The sequence below is a fragment of the Burkholderia multivorans ATCC BAA-247 genome (assembly GCF_000959525.1).
GTDB classification, from domain to species: Bacteria; Pseudomonadota; Gammaproteobacteria; order Burkholderiales; family Burkholderiaceae; genus Burkholderia; species Burkholderia multivorans.
Map to the genome: position 1 here is coordinate 2,473,873 of NZ_CP009832.1, position 16,886 is coordinate 2,490,758.

At 65.2% G+C, this 16,886-nt stretch carries 19 protein-coding genes; 12 read left to right on the plus strand and 7 right to left on the minus strand.

Annotated features, from left to right (window positions below):
- Position 1 precedes the first annotated feature (1 nt).
- Together NP80_RS23875 and acs are read right to left on the minus strand one after the other, a co-directional pair.
- Entirely contained in the window at positions 2 to 346 is a 345-nt protein-coding gene (locus tag NP80_RS23875) for a DUF4212 domain-containing protein (RefSeq protein WP_006402028.1), read from the minus strand.
- An 85-nt stretch (positions 347 to 431) separates the two neighbouring features.
- On the minus strand, positions 432 to 2,414 hold the full coding sequence (gene acs / locus NP80_RS23880; RefSeq protein WP_045594189.1) for an acetate--CoA ligase: 1,983 nt from the start codon (positions 2,412 to 2,414) through the stop codon (positions 432 to 434).
- 280 nt (positions 2,415 to 2,694) lie between these two features.
- Between acs and NP80_RS23885 the strand changes: the two genes are divergently transcribed.
- From NP80_RS23885 to NP80_RS23925, 9 genes are all read left to right on the plus strand, one after another.
- Positions 2,695 to 3,594, plus strand: coding sequence for a DMT family transporter (locus NP80_RS23885; protein WP_006408911.1), 900 nt, complete (start codon positions 2,695 to 2,697; stop codon positions 3,592 to 3,594).
- A 108-nt stretch (positions 3,595 to 3,702) separates the two neighbouring features.
- Positions 3,703 to 4,287 (plus strand): TIGR00645 family protein, encoded by a 585-nt coding sequence (locus NP80_RS23890; protein ID WP_006407941.1) that lies wholly within the window; start codon positions 3,703 to 3,705, stop codon positions 4,285 to 4,287.
- A gap of 43 nt (positions 4,288 to 4,330) precedes the next feature.
- Complete coding sequence (locus NP80_RS23895; RefSeq protein WP_006402033.1) at positions 4,331 to 5,854, plus strand: fumarate hydratase; 1,524 nt, start codon at positions 4,331 to 4,333, stop codon at positions 5,852 to 5,854.
- Positions 5,855 to 6,064: 210 nt separating this feature from the next.
- A complete protein-coding gene (bfr, locus tag NP80_RS23900; protein WP_006402035.1) occupies positions 6,065 to 6,541 on the plus strand; it encodes a bacterioferritin in 477 nt (158 codons plus the stop codon).
- A 26-nt stretch (positions 6,542 to 6,567) separates the two neighbouring features.
- Positions 6,568 to 7,446, plus strand: a complete 879-nt coding sequence (gene murI / locus NP80_RS23905; RefSeq protein WP_006408910.1) for a glutamate racemase — start codon at positions 6,568 to 6,570, stop codon at positions 7,444 to 7,446.
- 145 nt (positions 7,447 to 7,591) lie between these two features.
- A complete protein-coding gene (locus NP80_RS23910) occupies positions 7,592 to 7,828 on the plus strand; it encodes a (2Fe-2S)-binding protein (protein ID WP_006402037.1) in 237 nt (78 codons plus the stop codon).
- A gap of 217 nt (positions 7,829 to 8,045) precedes the next feature.
- Positions 8,046 to 8,783, plus strand: coding sequence for an energy transducer TonB (locus NP80_RS23915; RefSeq protein ID WP_045594191.1), 738 nt, complete (start codon positions 8,046 to 8,048; stop codon positions 8,781 to 8,783).
- Positions 8,784 to 8,818: 35 nt separating this feature from the next.
- Entirely contained in the window at positions 8,819 to 9,550 is a 732-nt protein-coding gene (locus tag NP80_RS23920) for a MotA/TolQ/ExbB proton channel family protein (RefSeq protein ID WP_006409593.1), read from the plus strand.
- Between the two features lie 14 nt (positions 9,551 to 9,564).
- Positions 9,565 to 9,996, plus strand: a complete 432-nt coding sequence (locus tag NP80_RS23925) for an ExbD/TolR family protein (RefSeq protein ID WP_006402040.1) — start codon at positions 9,565 to 9,567, stop codon at positions 9,994 to 9,996.
- Between the two features lie 335 nt (positions 9,997 to 10,331).
- Here NP80_RS23925 and NP80_RS23930 read toward each other — a convergent pair whose 3' ends face one another.
- Positions 10,332 to 11,306 (minus strand): LysR family transcriptional regulator, encoded by a 975-nt coding sequence (locus tag NP80_RS23930; RefSeq protein ID WP_006407935.1) that lies wholly within the window; start codon positions 11,304 to 11,306, stop codon positions 10,332 to 10,334.
- Between the two features lie 121 nt (positions 11,307 to 11,427).
- Here NP80_RS23930 and NP80_RS23935 point away from each other — a divergent pair, with 121 nt between their 5' ends.
- From NP80_RS23935 to hemP, 3 genes are all read left to right on the plus strand, one after another.
- Positions 11,428 to 12,300 (plus strand): pirin family protein, encoded by an 873-nt coding sequence (locus NP80_RS23935; protein WP_006402042.1) that lies wholly within the window; start codon positions 11,428 to 11,430, stop codon positions 12,298 to 12,300.
- 106 nt (positions 12,301 to 12,406) lie between these two features.
- Complete coding sequence (locus tag NP80_RS23940; RefSeq protein WP_006407933.1) at positions 12,407 to 12,889, plus strand: SRPBCC family protein; 483 nt, start codon at positions 12,407 to 12,409, stop codon at positions 12,887 to 12,889.
- Positions 12,890 to 13,027: 138 nt separating this feature from the next.
- Positions 13,028 to 13,273, plus strand: a complete 246-nt coding sequence (gene hemP / locus NP80_RS23945) for a hemin uptake protein HemP (protein WP_006402044.1) — start codon at positions 13,028 to 13,030, stop codon at positions 13,271 to 13,273.
- Between the two features lie 291 nt (positions 13,274 to 13,564).
- Here the strand turns inward: hemP and NP80_RS23950 are convergent, their stop codons facing one another.
- From NP80_RS23950 to NP80_RS23965, 4 genes are read right to left on the minus strand one after another with little or no spacing between them, the layout of a single operon-like run.
- Positions 13,565 to 14,962 carry a 4Fe-4S binding protein gene (locus tag NP80_RS23950; protein WP_006409596.1) on the minus strand — a complete coding sequence of 466 codons (1,398 nt, stop codon included), beginning with the start codon at positions 14,960 to 14,962 and terminating at the stop codon, positions 13,565 to 13,567.
- On the minus strand, positions 14,959 to 15,801 hold the full coding sequence (locus NP80_RS23955; RefSeq protein ID WP_006409594.1) for an FTR1 family iron permease: 843 nt from the start codon (positions 15,799 to 15,801) through the stop codon (positions 14,959 to 14,961). Before NP80_RS23955 ends, NP80_RS23950 begins: the two co-directional genes overlap by 4 nt.
- 55 nt (positions 15,802 to 15,856) lie before the next feature.
- The gene (locus NP80_RS23960; protein WP_006407930.1) at positions 15,857 to 16,189 is read right to left on the minus strand and encodes a cupredoxin domain-containing protein; all 333 of its coding nucleotides are present in this window, start codon (positions 16,187 to 16,189) and stop codon (positions 15,857 to 15,859) included.
- A gap of 51 nt (positions 16,190 to 16,240) precedes the next feature.
- Positions 16,241 to 16,792 carry an iron transporter gene (locus NP80_RS23965; protein WP_006407929.1) on the minus strand — a complete coding sequence of 184 codons (552 nt, stop codon included), beginning with the start codon at positions 16,790 to 16,792 and terminating at the stop codon, positions 16,241 to 16,243.
- Between the last annotated feature and the right edge of the window lie 94 nt (positions 16,793 to 16,886).

The following is a 16,886-nucleotide window of genomic DNA, read 5'->3' on the forward strand; positions in this document are numbered from 1 at the left end:
ATCAGCGGCCGCCGCGCGGGTCGTCCGCGCGCGTCGCGTAGAGATCGTACGTGCGGCGCAGCGTGCGATCGGCGCGCTGCATCAGCCCGATATAGACGGCGATCAGCACGAGGTAGACGAGAATCGCGCCTTGCGCGCCGACGTAGAACGGCAGGCTGAAGCCGGCAAAACGCAGGTGCGCGAGCGCGGGCGCGAAGAACGGCACGACGAACGATACCGAAAAGCCGATCGCCATCAGCACGACGATCAGCACGACGTTGAAACGCCAATAGCGCGCATGGGCGCGCGCGAGCGGCTCGGGAACGGGCGGTGGCGCGACGGGCGCCGGGCGGGTCGGAACGGTCATGCCGTTGTTTGACAAAAAGCCCCCGCGCGGACAATCCGGACGGCCGCGCAGGGGCTCATGCGCGCGACGCGCGCGACGGGGACGATCAGCGCGCTTCGGTCAGCTGCTCGAGAATCGCCGGATTCTCGAGCGTGGACGTATCCTGCGTGATGGCCTCGCCCTTCGCGAGCGAGCGCAGCAGGCGCCGCATGATCTTGCCCGAGCGCGTCTTCGGCAGGTTGTCGCCGAAGCGAATGTCCTTCGGCTTCGCGATCGGGCCGATCTGCTTGCCGACCCAGTCGCGCAGCGCCTTCGCGAGCGCCGCGGCTTCTTCGCCTTCGGGCCGCGCACGCTTGAGCACCACGAACGCGACCACCGCTTCGCCCGTCGTGTCGTCGGGACGGCCGACCACCGCGGCTTCGGCCACGAGCTCGTGCGCGACGAGCGCCGACTCGATCTCCATCGTGCCGAGCCGGTGACCGGACACGTTCAGCACGTCGTCGATGCGGCCCATGATCGTGAAGTAGCCGGTCTCCTTGTCGCGCACGGTGCCGTCGCCGGCCAGATACAGGCGCCCGCCGAGTTCCTCGGGGTAGTAACTCTTCTTGAAGCGCTCCGGGTCGCCCCAGATCGTGCGGATCATCGACGGCCACGGCCGCTTGACGACGAGAATGCCGCCCTGGCCGTTCGGCACGTCCTGGCCCGTCTCGTCGACGACCGCGGCCATGATGCCCGGCAGCGGCAGCGTGCACGAACCCGGCACCGTCGGCGTCGCGCCCGGCAGCGGCGTGATCATGTGGCCGCCGGTTTCGGTCTGCCACCACGTATCGACGATCGGGCAGCGCTCCTGGCCGACGTGCTTGTGGTACCACATCCACGCCTCCGGATTGATCGGCTCGCCGACCGTGCCGATGATGCGCAGGCTCGACAGGTCATAGCTCTTCGGATGCACTTTCTCGTCGGCCTCGGCGGCCTTGATCAGCGAGCGGATCGCGGTCGGCGCGGTATAGAACACGCTGACCTTGTGATCGCCGATCATCTTCCAGAAGCGGCCCGCATCGGGATACGTCGGCACGCCTTCGAACACGACCTGCGTGCCGCCGCAGGCGAGCGGTCCGTACGTGATGTAGGTATGGCCCGTGACCCAGCCGATGTCGGCCGTGCACCAGAACACGTCGGCGGGCTTCCAGTCGAAGGTCCACTTCATCGTCTGCGCGGCCCACAGCAGGTAGCCGCCCGTGCTGTGCTGCACGCCCTTCGGCTTGCCGGTCGAACCGGACGTGTAGAGGATGAACAGCGGATGCTCGGCGCCGACCCATTCGGGCGCGCAGGTGTCGGATTCGCCGTCGGCCAGTTCGTGCATCCACAGGTCGCGATCGGCATGCCAGTCGATCTTGCCGCCCGTGCGGCGATAGACGATCACGCTCTTCACCGCGTCGCAGCCGCCCATCGCGATCGCTTCGTCGGCGATGTTCTTCAGCGGCAGCGTCTTGCCGCCGCGCACCTGTTCGTCGGCGGTGATCAGCGCGACTGCCCCGACGTCGACGAGCCGTTCGTTCAGCGATTTCGCGGAGAAGCCGCCGAACACGACCGAGTGCGTCGCGCCGATGCGCGCGCAGGCCTGCATCGCGACGATGCCTTCGATCGACATCGGCATGTAGATGACGACACGGTCGCCCTTGCCGATGCCGCGTTTCTTCAGCGCATTGGCGAAGCGCGAGACGCGCGCGAGCAGGTCGGCATAGGTGACGCGCGTGACGGTGCCGTCGTCGGCCTCGAAGATTACCGCGACGCGCTCGCCGTTGCCGGCTTCGACGTGGCGGTCGAGACAGTTGTACGACGCATTCAGTTCGCCGTCGTCGAACCACTTGTAGAACGGCGCATCGGACTCGTCGAGCACCTTCGTAAACGGCTTGTGCCACGCGAGGCCCTCGCGCGCGAGGCGCGCCCAGAACCCTTCGTAATCGCGCTCGGCCTCGGCGGCCAGTGCGCGATAGGCTTCCATGCCGGAAATGGTCGCCGCCTTCTCGAGCGCCGCGGGAGGCGCAAACTGGCGGCTTTCGTGAAGAACCGATTCAATCGCAGACATCGACTACCCCTTGGTGAACATGAATCCTCTGCATGGCGGCGCGATCGTGCGCGCCGCGTCTTGGCCGGCGCCTCGGCGCCGCTGTCTCCCACTCACCCGCGCGCGACCCGGCAGGTCGCGCGCGATGCTGCACCGCGTCACGCACACGAAGGCGGTCGGCGGTCCGGCTGTTTCAAGATAAGCGCTTCAACTTACCCGTCACTTACGCGGCGGCCGGCGCTTGGCGCGCCGCCGGCCGCGACCCTACAATCCTAACTGAACTCGCCTTCCGGATTCCAGCTTGAATCGCTACGCATTCTGTCTCGTCCTGTCGATGCTCTTCGTCGGCGTCAACGTCGGCATCGGCAAATCGATCGTCGCCTTCGTTCCCGTCGCCCTGCTCGCTACCCTGCGTTTCGTGATCGCGATCGCCGTGCTGTGGCCGCTGTTCAATCCCGTCAAGATGCGCGCGGTGCGGCGCGCGGAATGGCTGAACCTGTTTCTGCAGGCGTTCTTCGGCACGTTCATGTTCACGCTGCTGATGCTCAACGGCGTACAGCGCACGAGCGCCGTCGCGGCCGGCGTGATCACGAGCACGTTCCCCGCGATCGTCGCGCTGTTCGCCTGGCTGTTCCTCGGAGAAAAGCCGAACGGCCGTGCGCTCGTGTCGATCGTGCTCGCGATCGCCGGCGTCGTGACGATCAACCTCGCGAGCGGCAATGCGTCCGCACAGGGCGCGCCGGCCGGTTCGCTGACCGGCAACCTGCTGATCCTCGGCGCCGTGTGCTGCGAATCGATCTACGTGATCCTGTCGCGCCGCCTGACGCAGACGCTCGCGCCGATCGACATCTGCGCCTACACGCACCTGTTCGGCCTGCTGCTGATGCTGCCGCTCGGCGCCGGCGCGTTGTGGCGCTTCGACTATGCGAGCGTGCCGGCCGGCACGTGGGCGCTCGTCGTGTGGTACGGGCTGTCGGCGAGCATCTTCTCGTTCTGGCTGTGGATGAAGGGTATCCGCCACGTGCCGGGCAGCCTCGCCGGCGTGTTCAGCGCGGTGCTGCCGGTCGCGGCAGCCGTCTACGGGATCGCGTTCCTCGGCGAGCGGCCGACGTTCGCGCATGGCATCGCGCTCGCGTGCGTGGTCGGCGGGATCGTGCTCGCGAGCCTGCGCATCAAATCGGCGGACGCCGCCGCCTCCTGATCCGTCCCCCGGCACATCGGCGCGTCGCTGCAGGCGCGCCGGCCGACGCGTTACAATAGCGCGCCCTTTAAGTTACCCACGATACCCACCCACCGCAGCACATTCACCATGTCCGCCCCGCACTCGCCCGGCCGTCCCGCCGCTCGTCCGTTGCGCCCTTTGCCCGCGCTGATCTTCATGAGCCGCTGGCTCCAGGTTCCGCTCTATCTCGGGCTGATCGTCGCGCAGGCGATTTACGTGTTCCTGTTTCTGAAAGAAGTCTGGCATCTGCTGTCGCACGCAACGAGCCTCGACGAAATCAGCGTGATGCTCGCGGTGCTCGGCCTGATCGACGTGGTGATGATCTCGAACTTGCTGATCATGGTGATCGTCGGCGGTTACGAGACGTTCGTGTCGCGTCTCGGCATCGAAGGCCATCCCGACGAGCCCGAATGGCTCGACCACGTGAATGCGGGCGTGCTGAAGGTCAAGCTGTCGATGGCGCTGATCAGCATTTCGTCGATCCATCTGCTGAAAACCTTCATCAACCCCGATCAGCACACGATGCACGCGATCATGTGGCAGGTGATCATCCACGTGTCGTTCCTCGTGTCGGCGCTCGTGATGGCGTGGGTCGACCGCCTCACGACGCACACGCATCCGGCCCATTTCCACGAGACGCAGACAGCCGCTGCGTCGCGCACGCCGGCCTGAACGGCCGGCCCAGCATTCCTACTGTCCCCACAGAGCCTCAGCCATGACCGTCATCAAACAGGAAGACCTGATCCAGAGCATCGCGGATTCGCTGCAATACATCAGCTACTACCATCCGCTCGACTACATCCAGGCGCTCGGCCGCGCATACGAGCTCGAAGAGAGCCCGGCCGCGAAGGACGCGATCGCGCAGATCCTCACCAACAGCCGCATGTGTGCGGAAGGCCGCCGTCCGATCTGCCAGGACACCGGGATCGTGACGATCTTCGTGAAGGTCGGCATGGACGTGCGCTGGGACGGCGCGACGATGAGCGTGACCGACATGATCAACGAAGGCGTGCGCCGCGGCTACACGCATCCGGACAACGTGCTGCGCGCATCGATCGTGAATCCGCCGGAAGGCGCGCGCAAGAACACGAAGGACAATACGCCGGCGGTGATCCACTACGAGATCGTGCCGGGCGACAAGGTCGACGTGCAGGTCGCGGCCAAGGGCGGCGGCTCCGAGAACAAGTCGAAGTTCGTGATGCTCAATCCGTCCGACTCGATCGTCGACTGGGTGCTGAAGACGGTGCCGACGATGGGCGCGGGCTGGTGCCCGCCCGGCATGCTCGGGATCGGCATCGGCGGCACCGCGGAGAAGGCGATGCTGATGGCGAAGGAATCGCTGATGGATCCGATCGACATCCAGGAAATCATCGCGCGCGGCCCGCAGGACTGGATCGAGGAACTGCGCGTCGAACTGCACGAGAAGGTGAACGCGCTCGGCATCGGCGCGCAAGGTCTCGGCGGCCTGTCGACCGTGCTCGACGTGAAGATCATGGCGGCGCCGACGCACGCGGCATCGAAGCCGGTCGCGCTGATCCCGAACTGCGCGGCCACGCGCCACGCGCATTTCGTGCTCGACGGCTCGGGCCCCGCGAAACTCGAGGCGCCGTCGCTCGACGCATGGCCGAAGGTCAACTGGGAGCCGAACACCGAAACGAGCAAGCGCGTCGACCTGAACACGCTGACGCCGGAAGAAGTCGCGAGCTGGAAGCCGGGCCAGACGCTGCTGCTGTCGGGCAAGATGCTGACGGGCCGCGACGCTGCGCACAAGCGCATCGCCGACATGCTCGCGAAGGGCGAGAAGCTGCCGGTCGACTTCACGAACCGCGTGATCTACTACGTCGGCCCCGTCGATCCGGTGCGCGACGAAGTGGTCGGCCCGGCCGGCCCGACGACCGCCACGCGGATGGACAAGTTCACCGAGACGATGCTCGCGCAGACGGGCCTGATCTCGATGATCGGCAAGGCCGAGCGCGGGCCGGTCGCGATCGAGGCGATCAAGAAGCACAAGGCGGCCTATCTGATGGCGGTCGGCGGCGCCGCGTACCTCGTGTCGAAGGCGATCCGCGACGCGAAGGTGATCGCATTCGAAGATCTCGGGATGGAAGCGATCTACGAATTCGACGTGAAGGACATGCCTGTAACAGTTGCTGTCGATTCTTCGGGCACGTCGGTGCACCAGACCGGTCCGAAGGAATGGCAGGCGAAGATCGGCAAGATCCCGGTCGCGACCGCTTAAGCGCAACGACGCGAAAGGCCGGACAGACCCTGTCCGGCCTTTTTCATTCCGGTATGCATTCGCGCGTATCGCGAATCGTTCCTTGCGGACCGTTCGCGGTTGATTCTCATTACGGCCGACAAGCCGATCGGACAAGGCTTCGGCGCTTGGCATTTCGTGTTCCAGCGATTATCGTTCGGTTTCTGAAGCGCTACTGAAGAAGGAAAAGCCATGCAAGGCGACAAGAAAGTCATCGAATACCTGAACGCCCAGCTGAAGAACGAACTCACGGCGATCAACCAGTACTTCCTGCATGCCCGCATGTACAAGCACTGGGGCCTCGACAAGCTCGGCAAGCACGAATACGACGAGTCGATCGGCGAAATGAAACACGCGGACTGGCTGATCGAGCGCGTGTTCATGCTCGACGGCCTGCCGAACCTGCAGGATCTGCACAAGCTGCTCGTCGGCGAGGAGACCGAAGAAATCCTGAAGTGCGACCTGAAGCTCGAGCAGATCTCCCAGGCCACCTGCAAGGAAGCGATCGCCTATTGCGAATCGGTGCGCGACTACGTGTCGCGCGAGATCTTCGAAAAGATCCTCGACGACACCGAAGAGCACATCGACTGGCTGGAAACGCAGATCGACCTGATCGGCAAGGTCGGCCTGCAGAACTATCAGCAGTCGATGATGGGTTCGCCGGAGTAAGCGCCCCCCGCCCGCTCGCCGTTCGCATGACGATGACGATTTCCCCGAGCGCCGCCGAAGCGCACCGCACCGCTACCGCTGCCGCCGCACCGATCGGGATCTTCGATTCCGGGCTAGGCGGCCTGTCGGTGCTGCGTGCGGTTCGTGCGCGGCTGCCCGGCGAGTCGTTCGTCTATGTCGCCGACACGCGCCATGCGCCGTACGGCGAGCGCGACGACGCGTTCATTACCGAACGCACGCTCGCGATCGGCGAGTGGCTCGTCGAGCAACGCGCCAAGGCGCTCGTCGTCGCGTGCAACACGGCAACCGCCCAATCGATCGCGGCGGTACGCGAACGTCTCGCGATTCCGCTCGTCGGCGTCGAGCCCGGCATCAAGCCGGCGGTCGAGCAATCGGCGAGCGGCGTCGTCGGCGTGCTGGCCACGCAAGCCACGCTGCGCAGCGCGCGTTTCCAGGCGCTGCTCGAACGCCACGGCGCCGGGTGTCGTTTCATCTGCCAGCCCGGTCACGGCCTCGTGCAGGCCGTCGAGCGCGGCGACACCGGCTCGCCCGCGCTGCGCGCGCTTCTCGACGGCTATCTGAAGCCGATGCTCGACGCAGGTGCCGACACGATCGTGCTCGGCTGCACGCACTATCCGTTTCTCACCACCGCGATTCGCGGCCTGATCGGCGAGCGCATAGCGATCGTCGATACGAGCGACGCGATCGCGCGCCAGCTGGCCCGCGTGCTGGAACAGCACGGGCTGCGTACGCCCGCCGGCATGCCTGCGGCCGCTCCCCGCTTCTGCTCGACGGGCGACGGGCGTCCGTTGCAGGCGCTCGCATCGACGCTGCTTGACCTCGACGCGCCGGTCGAAGCCGTCACGATCGCATCGCCGAACGCGCGCGCTTGCGCGTCCGCCTGACCCACCCTCTTCGCCGCGCATCGCAAGGTGCGGCGGCTCGCCCCTATCAGGGTCCGATGACCTTTAAAAAAACCGAACCCGCGCTTGTCAACGCCGCAGAATTTAATGATAATAATTCGCATTAACGTTAGCTATCGCACTCATCATGATCGTCTGCGTATGCAAGTCTGTTTCCGATCGGAAGATTCGCGCGTCCCTCGCGGAGGGCGTGGACTCGTTCGACGAGCTTCAGTTCGAGCTTGGCGTGGCGACCTGCTGCGGCAAATGCGAGGAGTCGGTACGCGACCTGATGGCCGAGCACGGCGTGTGCGCGAGCCGGTGCGGTGTCGAGCATCACGCTCATCCGATTCCGGTGACGTTCTACGAACGCAAGGCGGCCTGAGCGGGCCGAGCGTGCGTATGCGGCCCCGGCCGCATTTTTTGTTTTTCCCGTCAGCAAGCCATCGTCTGCGCAAGCCAGCGGTTTATTCGCGAAGGAGCTGGACATGGAACTGCTGATCGGTTTTGTAACCACCGTATGCATCTCGCTGCTGATCTTCCGCAAGTGATGCCGTTTCACCCGCCGCGCCCCGGGTGCGACGTCGTTCTTTCAAGCTAACATGCAGCCATCGCATTCCGCTTCTGCCGGCGCCTTGCCGGCTGTTCCACGTATGAATCTCCGAGTCGTCGCCGTCGCGGTCGGTGTGCTGGCCGCACACGCGATCATGCTGACGGCCGCATGGCTCCATCGCAGCGCGCCGCCGCCGAAATCCGTCGAGGTCCAGTCGATCACCGCGCAGCTGATCGCGCCGCCGGCACCGGTCGCGCAGCAGGTCGCGGCCGAATCGATCCCGCAGCCAACACCGCCGAAGCCGGTCCCGCACGTCAAGCCGAAGGTCGAGCCGAAGCCGGCGCCGAAGGTCGCGAAGCCGACGCCGCAGCCGGTCGCGCCGTCGCCCGAACCGTCGCCGACACCCGCCCCGGCCGCCGCCGAGCCCTCGCCCGCCGCGCCGGCCGCGGCAGCGCCCGCTCCCGCACCGGCGCCGGGCCCCGCCCGCGAAACGATGCAGGTCAGCGCGCCGAAGAACGTGCCGACGCTGCAGTGCTCGTTCGTGAAGCCCGACTACCCGGCGATGTCGCGCCGTCGCGGCGAAACGGGCACCGCGTACGTGCACTTCGTCGTCGGCGTGACGGGGAAGATCGAAAGCATCGAATTGCAGAAGAGCAGCGGCTATCCGCGTCTCGACGAAGCCGCGCTCGACGCGATGCGCGCGACCACCTGCCGTCCGTATATCGAAAACGGCCAGGCGATCCGCGCCGCTCGCACGCAGCCCTACAACTTCGGGCTCACCGATTAACCAGCCTTATCCGGAAAGATTCAAGGGAAACAAAAATGCAAAGCTACGGTATCGCGCACGTCTGGGCGCAAGGTGATTTCGTGACGCGCGCCATTGCGATCACGCTGCTCGTGATGTCGGTCCTGTCGTGGATCGTGATCGTCGTGAAGGGTTGGAACGTGGTGCGCCTGAACCGCCTGACGAAAAATGCGGAGCAAGCCTTCTGGCATTCGGACGACTTCGAGGACGGCATCAAGAAGCTCGGCCTTGCTGCGTCGACGCCGGTCGACAATCCGTTCCTCGCGCTCGCGCTGTCGGGCAAGGAAGCGGCCGACCACCACCATCAGACGCAGCCGCATCTGCATGACCGCATGGACGTGTCCGACTGGGTCACGCGCTGCCTGAAGGACACGATGGACGAAGGCATCGCGCGCATGCAGAGCGGCCTCGCCATCCTCGCGTCGATCGGCAGCACGGCGCCGTTCGTCGGCCTGTTCGGTACGGTGTGGGGCATCTATCACGCGCTGCTCGCGATCGGCATGACGGGCCAGACGTCGATCGATCAGGTCGCGGGCCCGGTCGGCGAATCGCTGATCATGACGGCATTCGGCCTGTTCGTCGCGATTCCGGCCGTGCTCGGCTACAACGCGCTCACGCGTGCGAACAAGGGCATCGTCAGCAAGCTGCGCCGCTTCGCGCACGGCCTGCACGCCTATTTCGTGACGGGCGAGCGTCTCGCATCGTCGTCGGATCGCAGCGGCCTGCGTCTCGCCGCGCGCGCCAGCTGAAGCGGGGGCGAACCATGGCAATGAATACCGGCTTCGGCGACGATGACGACGACGGCGTGATGAGCGAGATCAACATGACGCCGCTCGTCGACGTCATGCTGGTCCTGCTGATCATTTTCCTTGTGACGATTCCGGCCATGCAGCATGCGGTGAAGATCGATCTGCCGCGTGCAAGCAGTCAGCCCGTCGACGAGAAACCGCAGACGGTCGACGTCGCGATCCAGGGCGACGGCACGATCCTCTGGAACGACCATACCGTTACGCGCGACCAGTTGCAGGCGCGCATCGCGGAAGCGGCGCAGCATCAGCCGCAACCGGAACTGCATCTGCGTGCGGACCGCAAGGTCGCATACGAGCGCGTGGCCGAGGTGATGTCCGATGCGCAGGCGGGCGGCCTGACGAAGCTCGGCTTCGTGACGGAACCGGGCGCGAAAGTTAAGAAGTAACGAAGCGCGCTGCACAAAGTAAAAGGCCTTCATCGCCAGATGAAGGCCTTTTTTCATGCGCACGCGGGCGCCTTCGGGCGGCGGGCTCTTCGGCGGTATCGGTTGCGCCTCGAGCAACGCAAATGCGACTACCGTGGTCTGCACGGGTTGCGCGTTCTGCCCTATCTGGCTCGCAACATATGCGGCCACCTGATTCCGCTCAGAACTTCCTTCGCGAAATGGGATTTCAATATAGGCCTGCCCGCATCGGCATTCAAGTGCCTGTCGATTGAAACTTGCGATTGCCGGCGACGCTTCAATGACAAAACAAATCCGCCGCCTTGCGCATGCGACGTTCAGCTCGCCGCAACGTCCGCGGCCGCATCCTTCTTCGCGCGCTCGGGGCAGCTCGGCTGCTTGTATTCGCCGTGATCGAGCTTCTCCACCAGGTAGTCGACGAACGCACGCACCGCAGGCGGCATCCCCTGCCGCGATACGAACACCGCGTACAGCTGCGGGACCGGCAACGTCCAACCCGGCATCACCGGCGACAACTGGCCGGCGCGCAACGCATTGCCGTACATCATCTCCGGCAGCGCCGCGATGCCGAGACCGTCGAGCACCGCCTCGCGAATCGTCATCAGATCGGCCGTCACGAGGCGCGGATCGTGTTCGTGCACGTGACGCGTGCCGTCCGGCGCGATCAGGTTGAACACGTGCCGCCCGTCGACGCTCGGCGTATCGAGCGTTTCGAAATGCGCGAGATCTTCCGGCACGAGCGGCGGCGCATTCTGGCTCAACAGGCTCGGCGCGCCGACCAGCATCTGCTCGGTACGCCACAGCGGCCGCACCACGATGTTCGCGTTCTGCGGCGGCTCCGAGCGAACGCGCAGCGCGACGTCGATCGAATCCTCGAACAGGTCGATCACGCGATTCGTCACACGGATGTGCACCTTCACTTCGGGATAGCGATGCAGGAATTCCGGCAGGATCCGCGACAGCATCGTCTGCGACAGCGTGACCGGCACGCTGACGCGCACGGACCCGCGCGGCGACGCACGCAGCTGCTGCACCGCGTTCATGGCCGCCTGCGCCTCGGCCAGCATCGCCTGGCAGTGCTGGTAGAACAGCTCGCCCGCCTCGGTGAGCGCCAGCTTGCGCGTCGAACGCTGCAGCAGCCGCACGCCGAGGGCGCCCTCGAGTTCCGTCAGGCGCCGCGACAGGCGCGATTTCGAGATGCCGAGGACGCGCTCCGCCGCGGAAAAACCGCCGTGCTCGACGACCTGCGAAAAGTACATCAGGTCGTTCAGGTTATGTGCATCGATGTTCATGTCATCGTTCCAATTTCAGAACAATCCATTGCGGGTCACCGCAAATTCCCAAGCAAATCGGTCAATATAATAGCGTAGTGTTTCAAAAATAACGCTATTCCGTTGATTCGAGGGCTTCCCCATGACGACCGCTCGTTCGCTTGACCGCATCTACCCCGCCGTTCGGACGACCGAAGGCGGCGGCTTCGTGGTTCACCGCCCGTTCCCCACGCGTCAGCTGATGGACTTCGATCCGTTCCTCTTGCTCGACGAGATGGGCCCCGTCGACTATGCGCCCGGCGAGGCGAAAGGCGCGCCCGACCATCCGCACCGCGGCTTCGAAACCGTCACGTACGTGCTCGAGGGGCGGTTCCGTCATCGCGACTCGGCCGGCCATGCGGGCACGCTCGGGCCCGGCGACGTGCAATGGATGACGGCCGGCTCGGGCGTCGTGCACAGCGAGATGCCGGACCCCGAGTTCGCGCGAAGCGGCGGCCGCTCTCACGGCTTTCAGCTGTGGGTCAACCTGCCGCGCCGCGACAAGCTGATTGCGCCGCGCTACCAGGAAATGTCGGCCGACCGCATTCCGACCGCGACGTCGCCGGACGGGCGCGCACGCGTGCGCGTGATTGCAGGCGAAGCGTTCGGCGTGCGTGCGGCGATCGAGACGCGCACGCCGATCCTCTACCAGCACTTCACGCTGCAACCCGGCGCGACGGTCACGCAAGCGGTGCCGGCCGGCTATCGCGTGTTCGCCTATCCGCTCGAAGGAACGGGCCGCTACGGGCCTGATGGGCAAGCCGTCGACGCACGTCACATGATCGTGTTCGGCGACGACGGCGATACGGTCACGTTCGCCGCCGGCGACACGTCGCTCGACCTGCTGCTGATCGGCGGCACACCGCTGAACGAGCCGATCGTGCGCTACGGCCCGTTCGTGATGAATACCGAAGAAGAGATTCGGCAGGCCGTCGTCGATTATCAGACCGGTCGCATGGGGCGCATCGAAGCGTAATGCGTACGGGACGGGACGCGGGTGCCGCGAAGCCGCACGTTTTGCGTCACAATGACTTCCTGACTTGAACCACACGGCGTCCCGCCACAAGAAGGAAACCGTCCCCTTGAACTTCGAACACCTGATCCAGATCAACACCGACGATCCGGCCATCCCGACCCTCACGCGCGACCAGCTGTGGGAGGGCCTCGTGCTGCGCGCCGAGCAGCCGCAGCTGTTCGTGATCGGCCTCGACAGCTGCGTCGTTCGCGAGCGCACCGCGACCACGCTGGAGCGCGAACTGCATTACGGCCACGCGGTCGTGCGCGACCGCGTGACCTTCACGCCGAATCAGCAGGTCCGCTATGACATTCACGCGGCCGACGGCGAAATCGGCGGCTCGCTGACGATGACGATCGAGGAACGCGACGATCATGAGCTGTTCCTGCGTTTCGAATACCGGACGACGCTGACCGTCACCGACGACAGCGAGGAAGCGCGGCAGACGCACGGCATCGTGAAGGAAGCGTATCGCACCTCGGACATCGATACGGTGCGCCTGATCCGCGAATACGCGCAGGGACGCAAGGACCCGGATCCGCTGCACTGACACGGGCGGCGGCGTGCTCGCCGCCGTTTGCTTCAAGCTATCGACCCCGCTTCCCCGATCAATAAAGAGTTTTTGTAAATGGGAATAGTTATCATTTAGAATTCATTCCATCGTATCGACAGTCACCGATCAAACCGAATGACCGACACCATGCGCCCGACTACGCTGACCTTGCGCCGCACTGCGGGCACTGCAGGCGGCAGCCGTCAGAAGACGGCGGCGGTTACCGCTCCGGCGAAGCCTGCCGGCAACCGCGACAGCGGCACACGGGTCGTCAGCAGCGACGCGCTGCTGCAAGGTCACAGCCACATCAGCATTGCGCACAACGGCGAAACGTATCAGTTGCGCGCAACGCGGCTCGGCAAGCTGATCCTGACGAAGTAACGACAGAGTATTGTGGGGACCACCTCCCTGAGAGGTGTTGGGCATTAGCCAGCGCAACGGCTTGCACGCGAGATCTAGACCCCTTCGTGCAAACACACTCAAGCAGCCGTTGCAGCAAGCCAAGCCACTTTTTTGGTTCTCACGCGGCAACAAAAAAGCGACACGTCCTTCGACGTGTCGCTTTTTATTTGTGCTCTCGGATGCGCTCGCGCGGGAATGGAAAATCCATGAAGGCAGACCGAGCGCCGTTCGACGATCGGCCGCTGTGGCCGACGCGATTCGCGCAGCCGCTCAGAAACCCCAGAACATCAGCCACCACGCGCTATCGATCACCGCCAGCGCGGCGGCAAACCACGCGAAAGCCGCGAGCCGGCGCGGCCACGCCGCGTAGCGGCCCGTCACCTTCCATGCGAGCCAGGCGCTCCACGCGTTGGCGCCGATCAGAATCGCAATCCGCACATCGGCCGCCCAGCCGAGCGGCACATGTTCGGCGCGCAGCAGCGACAACGTTGTCGCCGACAACCCGAGGAACACGCCCGCACCCGCGATCGGAATCAACGCCTGCGCGAGATGATGGAGCCGGACGCGATCGAAGCGGCCGAGCATCAGCGTCGCGCCGGCCAGCAGCACGAGCAGCGCCGTACCGTATACGAGGCCCGTGCCGACGATATAGCCGACGATCAGCCCGCCGTCGAGCCACGAGAACACGTCGTTGCGGTCCGGATAGTGCGTCAGCAGGAACCACGGCGCGTCGGTCTCGAGCGGCCACGTGATGTCGTGGTCGATCAGCCAACCGGCAAGCCACTGCTTGATCTGCACGAACCACGGACTGACCGTCCAGTGGAACGCACCGATCGCAACGCCGAGCAGACCGTAGAGGATCAGCGCGGTATCCCAAGGATTCGCCTGCTGCGCGCCGAGATTGACGACTTCATCGGACGGCGAGCGCCACGACAACGCGATCGCGTCGCGATGCCCGCTGCAGCGGCCGCACATGTGACAGGCGGCGGCGCCCTTCATGTTGCGCAGCGGCACGAGCGGCGCGCAGTTGATCGGAATCACGCGGTGCCCGTGCTCGCCGTTCTTGTACGAGCGGCGCCACGCTTCCTCGTCGACCTTGTAGCGCATCGGCGCGAGCCGAGCGAGCAGCCCGAACACGCCGTTGACGGGGCACAGGTATTTGCACCACACGCGCTTCTCGCGACCGTACAGCAGCCCGATCACGATGGCGGCGGCCGTCGAGCCGCCGAGGACGAGCAGCACGGCAAGCGGATACTGATACACGCTGACCATCTGGCCGTAGATCGTCGTGATCCCGAACGCGACGAACGGCCAGCCGCCCCACCGCATCCAGCGCGGGATGGCGCGCCCGCGGCCGAAGCGGCTTGCATACTCGGCCAGCGCGCCCTCGGGACACAGCACGCCGCACCAGACGCGGCCGAGCATCACCATCGACAGCAGCACGAACGGCCACCAGATGCCCCAGAACACGAATTCCGCAGCGAGCGTCAGGTTGCTCCAGAGATGCGCAGAATCGTCCGGCAGCGGCGTGATCGCCGGCACGATGATCAGGAACGCATAGACGGCGACGACGACCCACTGGATGCCGCGAATCAGCGCCCCGTGGCGCTGCATCCAGTGGCCGGCCTGCGCGAGCCGGCCCGGCTTTGCTGCTGCGACGACACTCATGCCGCGCGACCCGCTGCGACGGCCGGGCGACGGCTCGCACGCTTCATCAGCAGCCACACGACCGCCCAGTACAGCGCATAGGCGATCAGGTTCGTCAGCGCCGGGTGCGCGCGATAACCGGTCAGCGTCGCGACGAGCGAGCCGAACGTGCCGGAATCGTCGAGGATCGCCGACGTATCCCACACCTGCGAGATGCCGAGCGGCAGGATTTCCTTGTCGATCAGCTTGTCGACGCCGGTCTCGAACAGGCCCGCGCCGAGGAACAGCAGCATCACTTCGGTCACGCGGAAGAAGTGCCGCCACGAGAAGTACTTGCCGCCGAGCTGCAGCAGGTAGAAGGTCAGGAACGCGAGGCCCAGGCCGATCACGACCGCGAGCATCTGGCTGCCGTCGACATGGCCGGACTGGCCGAAGCCGAGGCCGTACAGGAAGATCACCGTCTCGCTGCCTTCACGGGCGATCGCAAGCGCGACCAGCACCGCGACGCCCCACCAGTTCGAATCGCGCGTGCTTTGCTGGAGCGACTGCTCCATGTCGCGCTTCAGCGTGCGTCCGTGCCGGCGCATCCACAACACCATCTGCACGATCAGCACGCAGGCGATCAGCACCATCGCGGTCTGGAAATAGTCCTGCGCGTCGCCCGACAGCACTTCGGTGAACCCGACGAGCGCGGCGCCGAGGCCGACCGCCATCAGCAGGCCCACGACGACGCCGGTCCACAGGAAAGGCAGGCCGCGGCGCGCGTCGGCGTCGCCGTTCTTCAGCCATGCATACAGAATGCCGACGACGAGCAGCGCTTCGACGCTCTCCCGCCAGACGATGAACAAGATCTGACCCATCGATACCTCCTGACGTGCGAGCGGCGCATCCGCGCGCCAGCACGCAGACAAAACGTTACTTCGCGACGATCACACCCTGCGCCTGCTGGTGGAAATCGTCGAAAAACTTGTATTCGCCCGGCGACAGCGGGGCGACGACCACGAACGAATCGGCACCCGGCGCGAGCACCTTCTCCTTGCGCAGTTGCACGCTCTCGAATTCGGCGGCGCCCTTGCCGGTGTTCTTGATCTCGATCTTGAAACGCTGGCCGGCCGGAACTTCGATCCGGGCCGGATTCAGCTTGCCGTCCGCCATCTCGAGCTTGAACGTCGGCAAGTCGGCTGCGTACGTCGCGCCGGCGAGCCACATTGCGGCAACGGCGGCGACGATTTTCTGGGGAAATTTCATCGTGGGTTCTCTACGCCGACGGCGCGCCCGAAGCGCGCCGTCCGTGACCGATCAATACCCGCCCTTCTTGCCGATGCCGGCGAACGGGAAGTCGTATTCGAGCGTGATCGGCTTGAACCACGGGCCGACACCGGTTTCCTTGTCGACGTGGCGGCCGAACGCCATGTGGCCCGACTGCATCGGCGGCTTCACCATCAGCGTCAGGTGGTACTTGCCCGGGCCGTTCAGCTTCACGTTGTCGCCGTAGTGCGGGCCGTCGCTCGCAACCATGCCCATCAGGTCGCCCTCGGCCTTCCACTTCGTGTCGCCCTGCTTCGTCAGCTTGTACGACACCTGCAGATACGGCATCCAGTCGCCTTCCGCGAAGCCGGTCGGGTTGTTCTTCACCGCGTGGATGTCGGCTTCCAGATGGATGTCGGAATCGGACGCCTTGCGCATCATCCCTTCCGGATCCATCGTGATCGGCTGCAGATAGACGGCGCCGATTTCCATGCCGCCCTGAATCTGCTGCTTGCCGATCGGATATTCCGCAGCGCAAACCGACATCGCGGCCAGTGCCGCCGCCACCGCCACCGACGTGCGGATAAACGAAGAACCCAACATGGACACTCCTTGTTTTTGTCTGACAACACGTGCGAAACGCCCGGCCGGACGGCTCGCTGGAAACACTAACGCAACGAAGAACGTTAATGCGAAC